Raw genomic sequence first — 17,556 nt, 5'->3', positions numbered from 1 at the left:
CCGCCGGGCGTTCACCAGGCCAGCAGTTCGCCCTCGACGACCGTCACCGCGCGGCCGGTCAGCACGGTCCGCTCGCCGCGCAGTTCGGTGCCGACCCGGCCGGAGCGGGGGGATGCCTGCAGACCGGTGAGCCGGGTACGGCCGAGCCGTTCGGTCCAGTACGGGGCCAGGGCGGTGTGGGCGCTGCCGGTGACCGGGTCCTCGTCGATGCCGACGTTCGGGAAGAAGCAGCGGGAGACGAAGTCGTAGCCGAGGGCGGGGTTCTCCGCGCGGGCGGTGGCGATGATGCCGCGCCGGGAGTGGGCGGCGAGCGCCCTGTGGTCCGGACGCAGGGCGTGCACGGTCTTCTCGTCGGCCAGCTCGACCAGCAGGTCGCCCAGGTGCGGACCGGTGTCGAAGGCGGTGAGCGGCTCGGCGCCCAGGGCCTCGGCGACCCCGGCCGGGAGCGCTACCGGGGTGAGCGGAGCGGTCGGGAAGTCCAGGGTGATCGAGCCGTCCTCGGCCGGGCTCGCGATCAGCACGCCGCTGCGGGTGGCGAACCGGACCGGACCGGTGTGGGCGCCCGTGCTGTGCAGGACGTGGGCCGTGGCCAGTGTGGCGTGGCCGCACTGGTCGACCTCGGCGACGGGCGTGAACCAGCGCAGCGCCCAGTCCGCCTCGCCGCCCGGCGGGAGGGGGTGGGCGAAGGCCGTCTCGGCGTGGTTGACCTCCAGAGCCACGTTCTGGAGCCGGTCGTCGCCCGGGAAGGCGTCGAGGAGCAGGACCCCGGCCGGGTTTCCGGCGAAGGGGCGGTCGGTGAAGGCGTCGACGATTCGAATCCGCATGGCGGTGACGGTAGGTGGTCGGCGGAACGGCCGGCCAAGGCCAATCCACGAGTCCTGGACCGGTTCTCCCGGGCCACCGGGAACCTGCGCCTTCGTCGCGGACGGCGGCAAGCACCCGGTGAGGAGTATCTGACCTGCGGTTTCCTCCCGCTGCGCGGGAGCGCGGTCCCTGCGATGCTGGAGGAGGCGAGCGCTACCCACGATCGACGCCGGGCGGTGAGCGCATGGCTGGATTCGAGGAAGACGGTGCGGAGTCGAAGGCTCCGGGGGCCGATCCGCAAGGGGATCCGTATCTGCGGACGCGGTTCGCGATCCCCGCGCGGCCTGCGACGTTCCTGCGCCGGACACGGCTCCTGCGGCATCTCGACGAGGCCCTGGGCACCCCGCTGACCATGGTGAACGGCTCCGCCGGAGCGGGGAAGACCCTGCTGGTCGCCGACTGGGCCGCCGAGCGGGAGCCGTCCGTCGCCTGGTTCACCACCGAGGCCGCCGACCAGGGCCCCGGAATGTTCTGGGCCTATCTGCTCCAGGCGCTGCGGGCCGCCGGGGTGCCGCCGCCCGCCGGGGTCGGCAGCCCGGCGGACGCCAGCCGGGTCACCCGCACCCTGCTGGCGCGGCTCGCCGCCGATCTCAGCGCGCGCGAACGGCCCGTCACCCTGGTCCTCGACGAGTACGACCAGGTGCGCGACCCCGACATCGCACAGCAACTGGAGTTCGTACTGCACCACGCGGGCGGCGGTCTGCGCCTGATCCTCGTCACCCGCACGGAACCCCTGCTGCCGCTGCACCGCTACCGGGCCGCCGGGCAGCTGACCGAGATCCGGGGCGCGGAGCTGGCCTTCACCCCGCGGGAGACGGCCGAACTGCTCGCGCTGCACGGACTGAACCTTCCCCTGCCCGCGGCGGGTGCGCTGGTGGAGCGCACCCGGGGCTGGGCCGCCGGCCTGCGGCTGTGCGCCCTCGCCGCGCAGGAGAGCCCGGATCCGCAGACGTATCTGAAGGAGTTCGAGGCCGACCGCAGCACCGTCGCCGACTTCCTGCTGGCGGAGGTGCTCAAGCAGCAGAGCCCCGAGGTCCAGGACCTTCTGCTGCGGGTCAGCGTCCTCGAACGGCTCTGTCCCGAGCTCGCCAACGCCCTGACCGAGCGCGCCGACTCCGAGCCGATCCTGGCCGGACTGCACCGGGAGAACGCGTTCGTCGAGGACCTGGGGCACGCCTGGTACCGCCTCCACCCGCTGTTCGGCGAGATCCTGCGGGCCCATCTGCGGGTGCGCGCGCCCGGTCTGGAGCCGGAGCTGCACCGGCGGGCCGCCCACTGGTTCGGGCGTTCCGGACTGCTCACCGAGACGCTCGGGCACGGGGCCGCCGCGGGCGACTGGGAGTTCACCGCGAGCGCCCTCGTCGAGGACCTCGCCATCGGCCAGCTCTTCACCGGGCTGCGCTCCGACGAGCTCGTCGAGCTGTTCTCCCACATGGGGCCCGAGGCCGGCAGCCCGGCGACGGAGCTCGTCCGGGCCGCGCGGGATCTGTCGCGCTGCGATCTGGAGCACGGTCTGGCGCATCTGCGCGAGGCCCAACGGGGGTTGGCGGAGAGGGAGGGGGTGGCGGGGGCGGACCTGCCGGGTGCGGACGCTCCCGATGCGGGTGCGGGTGCCGCTTCGCTCGCGGACGCTCTGGAGGCAGGCACCTCGGTGGGGCAGGGCGCCGCTTCGCGCGATGCCTCCGGCCCCGGAGATCCCGCCGCCCGGCTCAGCTGTGCCCTGCTGGAGGCCTCCGCCGCCCGGCTGACCGGCTCGCCCGCGCGCGCGGAGGCGGCCGCGGCGGACGCCGAGAAGGTACGCGGACAGGTCCCCGCCCATCTGCTGGACAAGCACCCCGAACTCACCGCCCTGCTGCTGACCCATCTGGGCTCGACCCGGCTGTGGGCGGGGCGGTTCGAGGAGGCGCGGGAAGCCCTCGCCCCCGCCGCCGACTGCCCCGGCGGTGCCTCGACGGCGCTGCTGCGCGAGGACGCCCTCGGCCGGCTGGCTTTGATCGACTGCCTGGACGGCTGGGCCGGCCGCGCCGAGCGCAAGGCCCGCGCGGCGATGGCCGAGACGGAACGGTTCGGGCTGCCCCGGTCGGCCGGCTCCGGCATCGGACTGCTCGTCCTGGCCGCGGTGGCCGTCGACCGCAACGAACTGGACGAGGCGCAGGCAATGCTCGACGCGGCGGCCGAGTCGCACCCCGCGCTGCGGGACCCGGTGCGGGAGGCCGGCCGTGCCCTCGCCACCGCCCGGCTCCATCTGGCCCGGGGCGACACACGGGGCGCGCTCGCGGCGGTGGAGCCGACCGTCGCCGCCGAGGTCGTCTCGCCCTGGGCGGCGGGGCAGTCGGCGGTGGTCGCCTCCGCCGCGCATCTCGCGGAGGGACGGCCCGAGGCCGCCGTACGCCTGCTGCGGGAGGTGCCGGAGGACCAGGTGGCCTGTGCCGTGGAGGAGGCCCGGGCCCGGCTGGCCGCGGGCGAGCCGGGCGCGGCGGTCGATCTGCTCGACCGGACGCACCCCGAGGACCGCTGCGGGCCCGCGGTCACCGTCCGGGCCGCGCTGGTGCGGGCCCGGGCCGCCGAACGGAGCGGCGATCCCGCCGCCGCGCGCCGGCTCGTCGCCCGGGCCCTGCGCGAGGCGCGCCGCGACCGGCTGCGCCGGCCCTTCCTCGAGACCGGCCCCTGGCTCCGGCCCCTCCTGCGCACCGACCCCCTGCGGGAACTGGCCGGCGGCTGGCTCACCCCCGGCGCGCCCCCGCCGCCCGCCGAGGAGGCGTCCCCGGTGGTCGTGGAGGACCTGAGCGGACGCGAGCGCGATGTGCTGCAACGGCTGGCGATGATGATGTCCACCGAGGAGATCGCGGCCGATCTGTATGTGTCGGTGAACACGGTCAAGACCCACCTCAAGAGCGCCTATCGCAAGCTGGGCGTCAACCGCCGTCACGACGCGGTACGCCGGGCACGCGAACTCGGGCTGCTTTGATGATCAATTAATAAAGTCGGGTTGTCGGGTAGTTGTGCGGATTGACGTCGGCTAATCACGGAAATCACGATGAGTGGTTGACCCTGACGCTGTGTGCATGTTACTTATGGTGTCGGTCGATATAGGTCGACCAAATCTCTCGGGGGAGGGGTACGGGGCAGGGGAATCTTCTTTCGGGTGTCGCTTCCATTCGCGTATTCGCGTCGCATATTCGTGTGCGATTTTTCAATGCATTGCCTGGGGGGCATAGCTGGGTGCCTCCATGCCTAAATCACAAGGAATGGAGAGGGTATGGCGACGTCCGTCTCGTATCCCGGGGTTTACATCGAGGAGCTGTCGAGCGCGGTTCGCACGATCACCGCGGTGACGACGTCGGTCACCGCGTTCGTGGGCGCGACCCGGCGCGGGCCGATCGACGAGGCGGTGACGATCACCAGCTTCGCCGACTTCGAGCGGCAGTACGGCGGCCTGGACGCGAAGAGCCTGGTCAGCTACGCGGTGCAGCAGTTCTTCCTGGCAGGCGGCTCGGTCGCGGTCGTCGTCCGGGTCGCGAAGGGCGCCGCGCCGGCGTCGAAGGACATCGCGGCGGGCGGCGAGCCGAAGGCGCTGACCGTGACCTCGCGGGACGCCAGCGACTGGGGCAACGGGCTGCGGGTGGCGATCGACCCGGGCGCGGCCGACGACACGTTCGGCCTGCGCGTGCTGGACGCCTCCGGAGCGGTGCTGGAGCGGTACCGCAACCTGTCGATGAGCCCCGACGCGCCCCGCTTCGTCGAGGCGGTCGTCAACGAGTCGTCGTACATCGACGTCAAGGCGACCGGTGACGCCGTGCCGGACTTCTCCGGCACGGTCTCGGGACCGGTCGACCGGCTGCCGGACCTGGCCGGCAAGAAGCTCACCGCGACCGTCGAGGGCGTCCCCGCGGTCGAGATCACGCTCTACACCCCCACCGAAACCAAGCCCGCGTCGCTGACCGCGCTCGGCCTGCTGCTGGAGCGCAAACTGCGAGCGGCGTCCCCCAACAAGGCCTTCACCAGGGCGGACGTCGATGTGGCCGGCAAACGGCTCCAGGTGCTGGCCGGGACGGCGGGCGCCACGATGACGCTCACCGGCGAGGTGGCGAACGCGCTCGGCCTGACCACCGCGCATGCGACCGCCTACGCGCTGGAGGGCGGCGACGACGGCGACCCGCCGACGGACGCCGAGTTCCGCGGCAGCGAGGCCGACAAGACCGGCCTGCAGGCACTGCGGGAGGTGCCGGACGTCAACCTCCTCTGCCTCCCCGACCTGGCCGGGCCGGACTACACGGGGGACGCGATCGGCGTGATCGCCATCGCCGAGGAGCTCTGCGAGGACAAGCGGATGCTGCTGATCGTCGACAGCCCGCCGGAGTGGACCGGCATCGAACAGGCCCGCGCCGGTCTGCCGGCGTACGACGCCGTCCGCAGCGACCACGCGGCGCTGTACTTCCCGCACATCACGATGACCGACCCGCTGACCGGACGGCTGCGCACCTTCCCGCCGTCGGGAATGGTCGCCGGGCTGATGGCCAGGACCGACGCCGAGCGCGGCGTCTGGAAGGCGCCGGCCGGCACCGACGTGCGGCTGACCGGAGTGCGCTCCATGAGCGTCAGGATGTCCGACACCGAGAACGGCCTGCTCAACCCGCTCGGGGTGAACTGCCTGCGGAGCTTCCCGATCGTCGGCCCGGTGATCTGGGGCGCGCGCACCCTCCTCGGCGCGGACGCGCTCACGTCGGAATGGAAGTACGTCCCCGTCCGGCGGCTGGCGTTCATGCTCGAGGAGAGCCTCTACCGCGGCCTGAAGTGGGTGGTGTTCGAGCCGAACGACGAGCCGCTGTGGGGCCAGATCCGGCTGAACGTCGGAGCCTTCCTGCACACCCTGTTCACCCAGGGCGCGTTCCAGGGCACGTCGTCGCGCGAAGCCTATTTTGTGAAGTGCGACAAGGACACCACGACCCAGGACGACATCAACCGCGGCATCGTCAATGTGATCGTCGGTTTCGCGCCGCTGAAGCCGGCCGAGTTCGTCGTGGTGAAGATCGAGCAGATGGCCGGCCGGATCGAGGTCTGAGGAATTAAAAATGGCAGAGTTCACTGTCAACGCGCAGCGGTTCGACCCTTACAAGAACTTCAAGTTCCTGGTGCTCTGGGACGGCAAGACCGTCGCCGGGTGCAGCAAGATCAGCCCGCTGAAAAGAACGACCGAGGTGATCAAACACCGTAACGGCGGCGATCCCAGCTCACCCAGGAAATCCGCCGGCCGGACCGAGTTCGAGGCGATCACGATCGAGCGCGGCGTCACGCACGACCCGGAGTTCGACCGCTGGGCGAACAAGGTCTGGATGGTCGGCCAGGGCCTCGGCAGCGAGTCCTCGCTGAAGGACTTCCGCAAGGACATCGTGATCCAGGTCCTCAACGAGGCCGGACAGGTGGCGCTCGCCTACAAGGTGTACCGCGCGTTCCCGTCGGAGTACCAGGTGCTCGGTGAGATGGACGCGAACGCGAACGCGGTCGCGATCCAGCACCTGAAGCTCGAGTGCGAGGGCTGGGAGCGGGACCTGGAGGTCGCCGAGCCGGACGAGCCGTCGTACCGGATTCCGTAAGGGGCGCGAGGTGGCTGCCCCGACGGAACTGCTCGCCGCCTGGGAGATCGGGCTCACGCTGCCCGCCTCCTCGGCCCAGCGGGCGGTACTCCTGCACGCGCTCGCCCGGCCCGGGCGGGCGGCCGACGACCTGCTCGGTGTCCCGGTCGGGACCAGGGACGCCGACCTGCTCGGCCTGCGCGCCGAACTGTTCGGCGATGTCCTGTCGGTCAGGATCGGCTGCCCGGCGTGCGGAGCGGACCTGGAGTTCGACGTCGACACGACCGGCCTGGCGGCCGCCGCGCCCGCGGCCGAGCCGAAACCGCTGACCGACGGCGACTGGACCGTGCGGTTCCGGCTGCCGACCCCCGCCGATCTGCTCGCGGTGCACGACCGGGCCGCGCAGGATCCACGGAGCGGGCTCGCGGCCCGGCTGGTGCTCGAGGCGCGGCGCGGTGACCGGGCGGTCCCCGCGGACCTGCTGCCGGAGCGCGTCGTGCACCTCCTCGCCGAGGCGGTCGCGGCGGCGGATCCGGCCGCCGACATCTCGTTCGCCATGGCGTGCCCGGACTGCGGCGCCCAGGTGCGGGCACAGCTCGACATCGCGACCTACCTGTGGGACGAGCTCGACTCGTGGGCCCGTACGACGCTCGCCGACGTGCACGCGCTGGCCTCGAGCTACGGGTGGACCGAACCCGAAGTGCTGGCGCTCTCACCGCTGCGCCGCCGCTACTACCTGGAGCTGGCCGGACATGGCTGAGACACGGACACCGGACCTGTTCGACCGGCTCCTCGCCCGCACGGGGGCGGCCAGCCGACCGGACGCCGTGGTGCCGCTGGCACGGCCGCGGCTGGCGATGCCGTTCGAGCGGCTGCCCGCGGCGGCGCCGACCGAGACCGAGGTCGAGATCGACGCCGCCGCCCCGGCGCGGCCGGAGACTTTCCCCGTACCAAGGCCGACGGCGCAGGCCGCTCCGCAGGGGGCGCCGGCGCCACCAGCCTCGGTGCTGAGCCGCATCGAGCGGACCGTGCGGTCGATCGAGACGGTGCGCACCCTGTCCGCGGAGTCGCCGAGAGCGGCGCAGCCGGCCGCGCCGCCCGTCCTGCACAGCGACGTGGAGCGGCTGGTGCCGGCGGCGGAGGCGGTGGCGCGGGCCGTCGAGCAGCCGGTGGATCGGCGACCCGCCGCGGACATGCCGGCGCCAACCCCGTCCGTCCGGACCGCGCCCGCCGCGCGGACGGGGTCCGCGGCGCTTCGCTCCGTGCCGCGGAGCGCCGGTGAGGTCCGGCGGCGCGAGCCGCAGACCGCGCCGGCCGAGCCGTCGGTCCAGGTCACCATCGGCCGGCTCGAGGTGACGACAGCGCCGCACGAACCGAAGCGGGAACGGAACGGCCGGACCGGACGGCCCCAGCCGGCCGTCGGCCTTGATGCCTTCCTCGACCGGCGGGAGGCGACGTGAGCAACTACCTGGCGATCGCCCAGGCCACCGAGGCGCTGCGCGGCCTGCTGGCCCGCTCGGTGCAGTCCGACGTGCCCTACGCCGTGCAGGTCGAGGCGCGCAAGCCGCCGAGCGAGCCGGTGACGGAGCCGACCATCACGGTGTTCTGTTACCGGATCACCCCGAACGCCTCCCGGCGCAACGCCGACACGCCCACCCGCGACGGTGCCGGGCTGCTGCTGCGGACGCCCACCGCGGCCTACGACGTCCACTACCTGATCAGCTGCTACGGCAACGAGACCCAGCTGGTGCCGCAGGCGCTGCTCGGCTCGGTGGCGCGCACGCTGCACGAGCAGCCGGCGCTGTCCGCGCAGGACCTGGAGACGGCCGCCGGGCAGGCGTTCCTGGCCGGCGCCGACCTCGCGGCCTCACCGCAGGCGGTCCGGCTGACGCCGTCGAAGATGGATGTCGACGACCTGTCGAAGCTGTGGTCGATGCTGATCCAGACGCCGTACACGCCGTCGATCGCGTTCGAGGCGTCCCTGCTGCTGCTCGAGAGCCGACAGACCCCCGCCGCCGGCCGCCCGGTCCGGGAGCACCGGATCCGGGTGGTCCCGGGCCGCCGCCCGGTGGTGGAGGAACTGCGCGGCCGCCCCGCCGGCTCGGACGCCGAACCGCGCCCCGGCCCGGTGCCGCTGGGCCACGAGGTGGTGCTGACCGGGCACGACCTGAACGGCGAGAAGGTCACCGTCGACGTCGGCGGCGAGCCGGTGGAACCGTCCGCCGTCGACGACGGCCGGGTGGTGTTCACCCCGCCCGCCGACCTGGCGCCGGGAGTGCACCCGGTACGGGTCCTGCACGCGATCGCGCTCGGCGACTCGGTCCGGATCCTCGACTCGAACGAGATCGCGCTGGCCCGGCAGGCCACCGTGACGGCGTCCGAGGTCACCGCCGGCCGGGTCGTCGCCACCCTGGACCTCGCGGTCGGCGACCGGCAGCGGGTGTCGGTGCTCCTGGACGAGCTGGACGGGCCCGGCAGCCACCGGTTCGACGCGGAGTACCCGCTGCCCGGTCCGCGGGACCCGAGGACGGTCGCGGTCACCGCGCCGGGCGTCGCCGCCGGCAGCTATCTGCTGCGGGTGCGGATCGACGGCGTCGACACCGTGGTCGGCGAGGACCTGCGCACGCCGGCGGTGGAGTTCTGATGGACGACGACGGGCGCGAGGCCGACGCGGCGGTCATGGCCAGGGCCGTGGCCGATGTCCTCGCACGCCTTGACGCGCACGCCCGGGCCGCCGCCGACCGCGCGGCCGACACCGGCACCGCCGGACGGCTGCGGCGCCGGTCCCGGCACCCGGCGGCGGACGCCGGTGAGGGAGCGGCCCGGGAGGACGACGGTCGCGGCGGGGCGTCGTACGACGAAGGCTCGCTGGCGACGGTGGTCGCCTGCTTCGGGCTGACGTCGTTCGAACGGGACCTGCTGGTGCTGTGCGCGGCGATGGAGCTGGGGCCGACGGCGGCGGCGCGCTGTGCGGCGGTGAGCGGGCGGGCGTTCCCGACCTTCTCGCTGGCCCTCGCCGCGCTGGCCGAGCCGCACTGGAGCGCGCTGACGCCGGACGCGCCGCTGCGCCGGTACCGGCTCGTCGAGGTCGCCGACGACGGGGTGCTGACCACCGCGCGGCTGCGGATCGACGAGCGGGTGCTGCACTTCCTGCTGGGGGTCTCGCAGGTCGAGCCGCGGCTCCAGGGACTGGTCGCGCGCACCGCCGTACCCGGCCGCCTGCCCGAGTCGCAGGAGCGGCTGGCGGCGGAACTGGCGGCGGCGGTGAGCACCGACCGGGTGGCGGCGCTGTCCGGAGGCGATCTGCAGACCCGGCGGGAAGTGACGGTCACCGCGGCGCGGGCGGCCGGTTTCGCGACGTTCACGCTGGCAGCGGCCGACCTGCCGGCCGAGCCCGCCGACCGCGCGGTGCTGGCCCGGCTCTGGGAGCGCGAGGGCGTGCTGCTGCCCGCCGCGCTGCTCGTCGAGGTCTCCGAGACGACGCAGGCGGCGGCCGTGGAGGCGTTCGTGGCGATGCTCGGCGTGCCGGTGGTGCTGTCCAGCCAGGACCCGCTCGCCGCAGCCGCGACGCACCGCGCGCAGCTGGTCGTCGAGCCGCTGGAGCAGGCGGAGCAGCGCGAGCTGTGGCGCGCCGCGCTGGACGGCCGCGGCGACGACGTCGACGTGGCGGGACTCGTGGCCCAGTTCAGCCTGCCGGGGCATGTGATCCGGTCCGCCGGCGCGGTCGCCCGCGAGGCCGACGGCGATGTGCGGGCCGCGGCCTGGCGTGCGGGCCTGGCGCACGCGCGCATCGCGCTCGACGAGCTCGGCCGCCGGGTGGAGCCGGGGGCCGGCTGGGACGACCTGGTGGTGCCGGAGCGGCAGCGCAGGATCCTGCGCGAGATCGTCGCGCACGTCCGGCAGCGCGCCACCGTCCACCAGGACTGGGGCTTCGAGGACGTGCTGCGGCGCGGGCTCGGCGTCACCGCGCTGTTCGCGGGCAGCAGCGGCACCGGCAAGACGCTGGCCGCCGAGGTGGTGGCGGGCGAACTCGGGCTGGACCTGTTCGTCATCGACCTGTCCCAGGTGGTCAGCAAGTACATCGGGGAGACCGAGAAGAACCTGCGCCGGATCTTCGACGCGGCCGAGCGCGGCGGCGCGGTGCTGCTCTTCGACGAGGCGGACGCGCTGTTCGGCAAGCGGAGCGAGGTGAAGGACTCGCACGACCGGTACGCGAACCTCGAGGTCAGCTATCTGCTGATGCGGATGGAGTCGTACCGGGGCCTGGCGATCCTGACCACGAACCAGAAGAAGGCCCTGGACCACGCGTTCATGCGGCGACTGCGGTTCGTGGTGGACTTCCCGTTCCCGGACGCGGCCGAGCGGGCCGAGATCTGGCGGCGGGTGATCCCGCCGCGGGTCCCGGTCGACGGGGTCGCGGTCGAACGGCTGGCGCAGCTGACGGTGGCCGGCGGGAGCATCCGGAACGTCGCGCTGTCGGCCGCCTTCCTGGCCGCCGACGAGGGCACCGAGCTGCAGATGCGGCATCTGCTCGCCGCCGCGCACACCGAGTACGCCAAGCTCGAGCGCTCGGTGACGTCCACGGAGGTGGCCGGATGGGTGTGAGCCTGCACGTGGACGAGCTGGTGATCCGCGGCGTCGACGGCGTACGACGCGCCGACGCGGACCGGATCGCGAGCGCGTTCACCCGTGAGCTCACCCGGCTGCTGACCGAGCAGCCGCCGGCCGCCGAGGCCGCGTCGTACGACGTGCTGAGCGGCCTGCGTCCGTTGCCCGCCACCACCTCCCCGCGCCGCCTCGGGCGCGAGCTGGCCCGTGCCGTGCACCGGGAGCTGATGCGATGAGCGCCGTCACGCCGGTCCGGCAGCAGCAGCCGGAGCCGCCGCGCCGCAAGCGCGCCAATCGGTCCGTGCCGCTGCGGGACCGGTGGGCACGGCGCACGCCGCCGGCGCCGGACGCGGTGCTCGCGCAGGCCGGGAAGCCGCTGGAGCCGGGGGTCGGGCGCGCGATGGAGGAGTGGCTCGGCCACGACTTCAGCGCGGTCCGGATCCACAGCGACCGGGACGCGGCCGCGCTGGCCGAGCTGGTCGGCGCGGACGCCGTTGCCGTGGGCCAGGACATCTTCTTCGCCGCGGGCGCCTACCGCCCGGAGACCGCCCAGGGGCTGCGGCTGCTCGCGCACGAGCTGCTGCACACCGTGCAGGTGCCGGACGCGCCCGGCCGGCTGCGGCTGGGCCGGCAGGACGGCTTGCTGAGCCGGCCGCTGGACGGGGTCGAGCGCGAGGCCGAGGCGCGGGTGGACCGTGCCTTCGGCGACCGGGGCGCGGCGGCGGCCGGGGGCGGCGGCGAGCGGGCGGTGGCGCGGCGGGGCGCGCAGCCGGTGTCGTGGCTGCGGTTCATCAGCGTCGACGTGTCCCAGCTGCGGGCCGAGCAGCTGGACCCGGCGGCGCTGGTGGACCGGATCGTCGCCGGGGTGGTGCGTACGCTGCGCGGTGACCCGGCGGACGCGGCGGGGCGCGTGCGGCAGCAGCTGGTACGGCTGGCGCCGGAGCTGCGGACCGCCGTACTGGACCGGCTGCGGCAGCGGCTGCCGTCGGCCGACTGTCTGCGGGTCGAACAGCTGGTGGTCGCGGCCGAGACGTCCGCGGGCCCGCCGGTGGACACCGCCGTCGTACCGGAGCCCGTGGTGGAGCCGGCCGAGCGGGAGCGGACCGAGCGGCGCGACCGGGCCGAGCAGAAGGCGGCCGACGAGCGCGGCCGCGCGGACCGGGAGCGCGACGCCGGCGACGAGGAGCGGCAGGGCGCGGAGGACCGGGACCGGGAGCGGGCCGACGAGGACGCGGCGAACAAGGACGAGCGGAACAAAAGGGACGCCGAGCGCGAGAAGGGTGCGGCGCTCGACGACCAGCGCCGCAAGGACTCCGCCGAGGAGGACGAGCAGAAGAGCCAGGACGAGGAGCACCGCAAGGCCACCGAGAAAGGTGCGAAGCCGGGGGCGGAGGGTGCGGAGGGTGCGGAGGGCAAGGAACAGCCCGCCGCCGAGGGTGCACCGGCTTCGGTGAGCAGTACACCCGCGCCGTCGGCGGTGGCCGAGCCCGGGGCCGCGGCGGGCGGGGCCGGGGCGGAGCCGATCGGTCGGGCGCCGGTGGTCGGGGCCCAGGTCGCAACGGCTGCCCCGGTCGGCAGCGGGGGTGCGGACCCGGTGCGCGAGGACCGCGCGGAGGCGGTCGCCGACGACCCGCAGGGCCCGCTGGCCCAGCACGGCCTGGTGAAGGAACAGGGCAGGCGGGACGAACCGCCGGAACAGGAGAAGCCGCTCGACACCGAGGCCGGTGCGGAGTCCGAGGTACCGGCGCCGGAGGCGGCCGCCGAGCCCGAACCGCCGCAGCGGGCCGCCGACCGGGCCGAGCAGGAGGCCGGGGCGGACAGGCCGGCGCCGGACCCGGTCCCGAAGACCGACCCGGACCTGTCCGCGGTGCCGACCGCCGACGACGAACTGAAGGCCGCGCAGGGGACCACGCCGCCGAAGCCGCGAGAGCTGCCGAGCATGCCCGCGCCGCCGCCGGTCGAGGCGGAGCCGCAGGATCTGGACCTCGCCGAGCAGGCCGAGCGGGCCGCCGAGCCGGAGCTGGAGCGCGCGGACGCGGAGGGCCCACAGGGCAGGGCGGTCGAGGCCGAGGGCGCACCGGCCGCAGGTGAAGAGGCCCCGGGTGACCGGGCCGAGTCCGACACACCGGGGACGACGTCCGAGGCCGACGCCACCGTGACCGCGGGCGCGCCCGGCGGGTCGGCCGAAGCCGCATCGGCCACCACGACCGCCTCTCGGGAGCCCGCCGCCGCGAACCCGGCCGCCGCCCCGGCCCCGGCCGCCGCCGCGCCCGCCATGGCCGAGCCCGCAGCCGCCGGGGACGCCGTCGGCCCGGCGACCGGACCCGACCCCCTCGGCCGGGAAGCGGACGGCGCCGGCCCCGGTTCCGCCGGCTCCTCGGCCGTATCGGGCGGTACGGCGCTCGGGCCGGGCGCGCGCGTCCCGGGGGAACCAGGGCCGGCCGAAGCGATGCCCGGCGACCCGCAGCTCGCGGAGGCCGCACCCGGCGGCGGCGCGGCGGCGGCGCAGTCGGCGGCGCCCGGACGGCCGGGACCCGAAGGCGCCGCTCCCGGCGCCGGACCCGAGGGCTCGCTCGAGACCGGTGGCGGGGGATGCGCAGGCGCGCCGGCGGCCACTACGGAGGCCGACGCCCAGGGCGGTGAGGGCGGCGGAGGCGGCTGCGGCGGTGGCGCGCCGGCCCCGGCCGCGGTCGGGAAGACGCCACCGGCACAGCCGCCGGACGTCTCCGCCCAGGAGCCGACGGCCGCGCTCGCGACGATCTCGTCCCAGCCGCCGGCCCGGATGCCGCAGGCCCTCGGCGGCGTCGACCAGGCCGTGGGCACCACGGTCGGCAAGGAGCACCAGGACCTCCGGGGCGCCCCGCCGACGCTCGAACGCCCGAGTGGCGCCCCCCGGACACAGGCCGGCGCCCCGCAGACCGGTGGGCCGGTGTCCACCGCGGTCGAGCCGATGACGGAGGTGACCCCGCAGACGCTCGCCCGGCAGCGCGAGGCCAACCCGCCGCCGACCGCGAACACCCCGAACCCCGCGACCAGGGTCAAGGACCCGGTCGTCGCCGGGGGCAGTGAGGAGAAGGCGAGCGACGCCGAGATCCAGCAGCTCCAGGGCGCGGTCAACGGCGTACCCACCAGTGACGACCGGCTGTACACCACCGTCGGTGCCGCGCCCAGGGTCAGGCTGGAGGGCGAGACCGACCCGGCGCTCGCCGACGAGCAGCACCGGCAGACCGAGGACCGGATCAACCGGACGCACGCGCTCGGCCGGCAGGACGCGGCGGTCGGGCTCGGCGAGGACCAGGTCTACCCGGACGCGCCCGCCGAGACGCTCACCGCCTCGGTGCCCGGCCGCACCCCCGCCGGCGGCGCGCCCGCCGCGCCGGGTGCGCCGGGCGCCGGCGGGACGGATCCGGACACGGTGTCGGCGGTCGCCGTTCAGGAGCGCGGCCCGCAGATCCGGGCGGGCTTCGACGACGGCCAGGGCCGGATGGGCCAGGCCCGGCAGGACAGGCAGACGCAGTCCGACCAGGCGAAGGCGGACAACCGGGCCCAGGTCCGGCAGGCGATCGCGGAGAACGGCGACCAGCAGGCCGCCGTACGCCAGGAAGCGCGCGAGGACGCCGCCGGCAGGCGCGGCGAGTGGCGTGACGAGCAGGACAGGGCGGTCGAGGACCACACCAGGACCGCGACCGGCGCGCACACGAAGGCCCGCGAGGACACGGGCGCGAAGAAGACCGAGGCCGACGCCGACATCGACCGGCGCAGGAACGAGGACAACGACCGGATCGGGAGGGAGCGCAAGGCCGCCGAGGAGAAGGCCCGCAAGGAGCGCCAGGCCAAGAAGGAGGAGTCCTCCGGCTGGTGGGGCTGGGTCAAGTCCAAGGTCAAGGCCGCGTTCGACGCGCTGGTCTCGGTGATCAAGGGTCTGTTCGACCTGGCGGTCAAGGCGATCGACGCGATCAAGGAAGGCTTCAAGAAGGCGGTCGACGGTCTGATCGACCTGGCCGCGAAGGCGATCACCGGCATCATCAAGGGCCTCGCGAACGTGCTGCTGGCCGTGGTGAGCGTGATCGGCACGGTCTTCCCCGGCATCGCGGAGAAGATGCGCAAGGCGATCGTCTCGCTGCGCGACGCCGCCGTCGCCAAGGTGCAGCAGCTCGCCGACCGGCTGAAGAAGGCGGTCAACGCGCTCATCGACGCGCTGGCCGGCGCGTTGGTCGCGGTGCTGCGGTTGTACGAGAAACTGCTGCTCGCGGCCGTCGAGGTGGTCCGCGGCGCGGTGATGAAGGCGATCGAGTTCGTCGATTCCGCGATCAAGCTGCTGGGTGAACTGGCGGCCCTGGTCAAGGACATCGCGCCGGACCCGATCGGCTGGATCCGCAAGCTCGGCGGCGCGGCCAGGGAGGGTGTCCGCACCTTCCTCTGGGGCGCGATCAAGACCGCGGTCAAGGCGTGGTTCAACGAGAAGGTCGAATCCGTCGTCGGCATCGGCAAGCTGCTGTGGAACGTGCTGGTGAAGGGCTGTATGTCGGTCGCGCAGATCGGCAGGATGGCCTGGCAGGCGATCGTCAAGTCGCTGCCCGCGATGATCATCTCGATCGTCGTCGAGAAGCTGATCGGGCTGATCGTCCCGGCCGCCGGCGGGATCGTCGCGATCGCCCAGGGCGTGATGGCGGCCTACCGGAGCATCAGCAGGATCATCGCCGTGTTCAGCGCGTTCCTGACCTTCCTGAAGGCGGTGAAGGCCGGTGGTGTGACGGCGGCGTGCCTTTTCGCGAAGGCCGTCGCGGCCGGTGCGGTGGCGCTGCTGGAGTTCATCACGAACTTCCTGACGGCGCGTATCGCGGGGGCCCTGAAGGGCGTCGGCACGAAGCTCAAGGGCATCGCCGAGAAGATCATGAAGGGCCTCGGCCGCGGCGCCCGTTCCGTCAAGCAGGCCGCCGGCCGTGCGGTCAACGCCGCCCGTGAGGCGCTACGACGCGGGGGCGCGGCCGTCAAGGGTGGCGCCGTCGCGACTGCTCGCGCGGTCAGACGCGGGGTCACCGCGGGTGCGCGGGCGGTGCGTTCGGGCGCGCGCCGGGTGGGCGCCGCGGCCAGGAGCGGGCTGCGCGGGGCGGCCGACGGCGTACGACGTGCGGCGGGCGCGGTCGGCCGGGTGGTCGGGCCCGCGCTGAAGACGGTCAACCGGACGATCAGGCGGTTGGGCGGGAAGCTCGCGAACAGCAGGCTCGGCCGCGCGCTGAGGGGGAGCGCCCGCAGGCTGAAGAACCTGGTGGCCAAGGGCAGGGAGAAATTCAAGGACTGGCGCAGGAAAGTCGCCGACCGCCGCAAGCAGAACCGCCAGAACCGGAAGAAGAAGCCTCAGGAGTCCAAGGACGTCCGGCTGGAGCGGATCGTGGAGCGGATCAGGCCGCTCGTGCGGGGCCGCCTCGTGAAGGGCGTCAGGGCGGGGCTGCTCCGAGCCGTGCTCGCCGGCCTGCGGCTGTGGTACCGGATGACCGGCCTCGCGCGCGAGGGCGGCGACGCGTTCCGGGTCCGGGGGTGGCTCAACCCGAGCCGGTCGGTGATCGACGGTGTCGATTCGGACTTCGCCAACCGGCTGCTGCACTACATCCACCAGCTCGGCGCAGAGCTCAAGGACGAGGCGGAGCGCCGGGCCGAGACCATGACGGACCGCGACGGCAGACCGATCGAGCTGGGCGAGCCGGGCATCAACGTGCAAGCGGCGATGCGTGCCCAGCCGACGAAGGGCCCGCGCGGCACGAACATCATGAGTTACAAGGCGGACGACGGAAAGATCGTCGACGTCCACTCGATGCAGATGATGGGGCCGCGGACGAACCCGCACGCGACCGATCCGAGTAATCAGCTGGTCGGTTGGACGGTCGAGAAGAACGGTAAACCGATCCGCAAATATCTGAGCTATCCGGATTTCGACAAATTGTTGCAGGGAATGACGCCCGAACAGCGCTCCAGTATTGCCCATCATGCCGGGCAGGCGATGCAGGGGAAGGTGACGTCGACGCTGAGCGGCACGAATGGCGCGGAGTTGGTCCAGTGGTTCGTCCACCAGGAGGGCCGGCGTTCGGCGGCGACGTTCGTGACCGGTGCCATGTCGATGGATCTCGCGGCGCGTGGAAAGAAGGATCTGCTGGAGGTGGCGGCGGAGTATCCGATGCGGCCCGTCGGGGCGAAGAAGACCGCGGAGCGCGTGAGTGCGCACTTGCGGGACGTCGAGGCGCATCGGCAGGACCCCGCTTCAGGACGTCGGCCGCGCGTGCTGGCGTCCGGCCGGAAGCCGGACCAGATGCGCCGCCGTGAGCTCGCGGTCGTGCGCGGCTGGCTCGCGCACACCGCGGGACTGGAGGCATGGGTGCGCACGCTCGAAAATATCGACTTCACGGACAAGGCGGCTGCCGATGCTAAATTGGATTACGTCAAAAAGGTGATCCGAGAGCGACTTTTCAAAGCGTGGGGTATCGACCCGGCTGCACGCCAGGGTGATTGACATGCC

At 73.8% G+C, this 17,556-nt stretch carries 10 protein-coding genes; 9 read left to right on the top strand and 1 reads right to left on the bottom strand.

Annotated features, from left to right (window positions below; all coding sequences use genetic code 11):
* Positions 1–11: 11 nt before the first annotated feature.
* Complete coding sequence (locus tag ABZ464_RS16295; protein ID WP_359276759.1) at positions 12–824, bottom strand: PhzF family phenazine biosynthesis protein; 813 nt, start codon at positions 822–824, stop codon at positions 12–14.
* 224 nt (positions 825–1,048) lie between these two features.
* Here ABZ464_RS16295 and ABZ464_RS16290 point away from each other — a divergent pair, with 224 nt between their 5' ends.
* The 9 genes from ABZ464_RS16290 to ABZ464_RS16250 all read left to right on the top strand — a co-directional run bounded on the left by ABZ464_RS16290 (position 1,049) and on the right by ABZ464_RS16250 (position 17,550).
* Positions 1,049–3,832, top strand: a complete 2,784-nt coding sequence (locus ABZ464_RS16290) for a LuxR C-terminal-related transcriptional regulator (RefSeq protein ID WP_359276756.1) — start codon at positions 1,049–1,051, stop codon at positions 3,830–3,832.
* Between the two features lie 291 nt (positions 3,833–4,123).
* Complete coding sequence (locus ABZ464_RS16285; protein WP_359276753.1) at positions 4,124–5,926, top strand: phage tail sheath subtilisin-like domain-containing protein; 1,803 nt, start codon at positions 4,124–4,126, stop codon at positions 5,924–5,926.
* 10 nt (positions 5,927–5,936) lie between these two features.
* Entirely contained in the window at positions 5,937–6,458 is a 522-nt protein-coding gene (locus ABZ464_RS16280) for a phage tail protein (protein WP_359276750.1), read from the top strand.
* Positions 6,459–6,468: 10 nt separating this feature from the next.
* Positions 6,469–7,197 carry a hypothetical protein gene (locus tag ABZ464_RS16275; protein WP_359276748.1) on the top strand — a complete coding sequence of 243 codons (729 nt, stop codon included), beginning with the start codon at positions 6,469–6,471 and terminating at the stop codon, positions 7,195–7,197.
* On the top strand, positions 7,190–7,897 hold the full coding sequence (locus ABZ464_RS16270) for a hypothetical protein (RefSeq protein WP_359276745.1): 708 nt from the start codon (positions 7,190–7,192) through the stop codon (positions 7,895–7,897). Before ABZ464_RS16275 ends, ABZ464_RS16270 begins: the two co-directional genes overlap by 8 nt.
* Positions 7,894–9,081: a DUF4255 domain-containing protein gene (locus ABZ464_RS16265; protein ID WP_359276742.1), complete on the top strand. Its 1,188-nt coding sequence runs from the start codon at positions 7,894–7,896 to the stop codon at positions 9,079–9,081. The genes ABZ464_RS16270 and ABZ464_RS16265 overlap by 4 nt, the downstream gene beginning before the upstream one ends.
* Complete coding sequence (locus ABZ464_RS16260) at positions 9,081–11,042, top strand: ATP-binding protein (RefSeq protein ID WP_359276740.1); 1,962 nt, start codon at positions 9,081–9,083, stop codon at positions 11,040–11,042. Before ABZ464_RS16265 ends, ABZ464_RS16260 begins: the two co-directional genes overlap by 1 nt.
* The gene (locus tag ABZ464_RS16255; RefSeq protein ID WP_359276738.1) at positions 11,039–11,281 is read left to right on the top strand and encodes a hypothetical protein; all 243 of its coding nucleotides are present in this window, start codon (positions 11,039–11,041) and stop codon (positions 11,279–11,281) included. The genes ABZ464_RS16260 and ABZ464_RS16255 overlap by 4 nt, the downstream gene beginning before the upstream one ends.
* Complete coding sequence (locus ABZ464_RS16250; protein WP_359276736.1) at positions 11,278–17,550, top strand: DUF4157 domain-containing protein; 6,273 nt, start codon at positions 11,278–11,280, stop codon at positions 17,548–17,550. Before ABZ464_RS16255 ends, ABZ464_RS16250 begins: the two co-directional genes overlap by 4 nt.
* The last annotated feature ends 6 nt before the right edge of the window (positions 17,551–17,556 follow it).

Origin of the sequence: Streptomyces sp. NPDC005820 (genome assembly GCF_040630255.1) — a bacterium.
Taxonomy (GTDB): domain Bacteria; phylum Actinomycetota; class Actinomycetes; order Streptomycetales; family Streptomycetaceae; genus Streptomyces.
The sequence above is the reverse complement of the archived record's forward strand: the minus strand, read 5'-3'. Positions and strand labels throughout refer to the sequence as shown.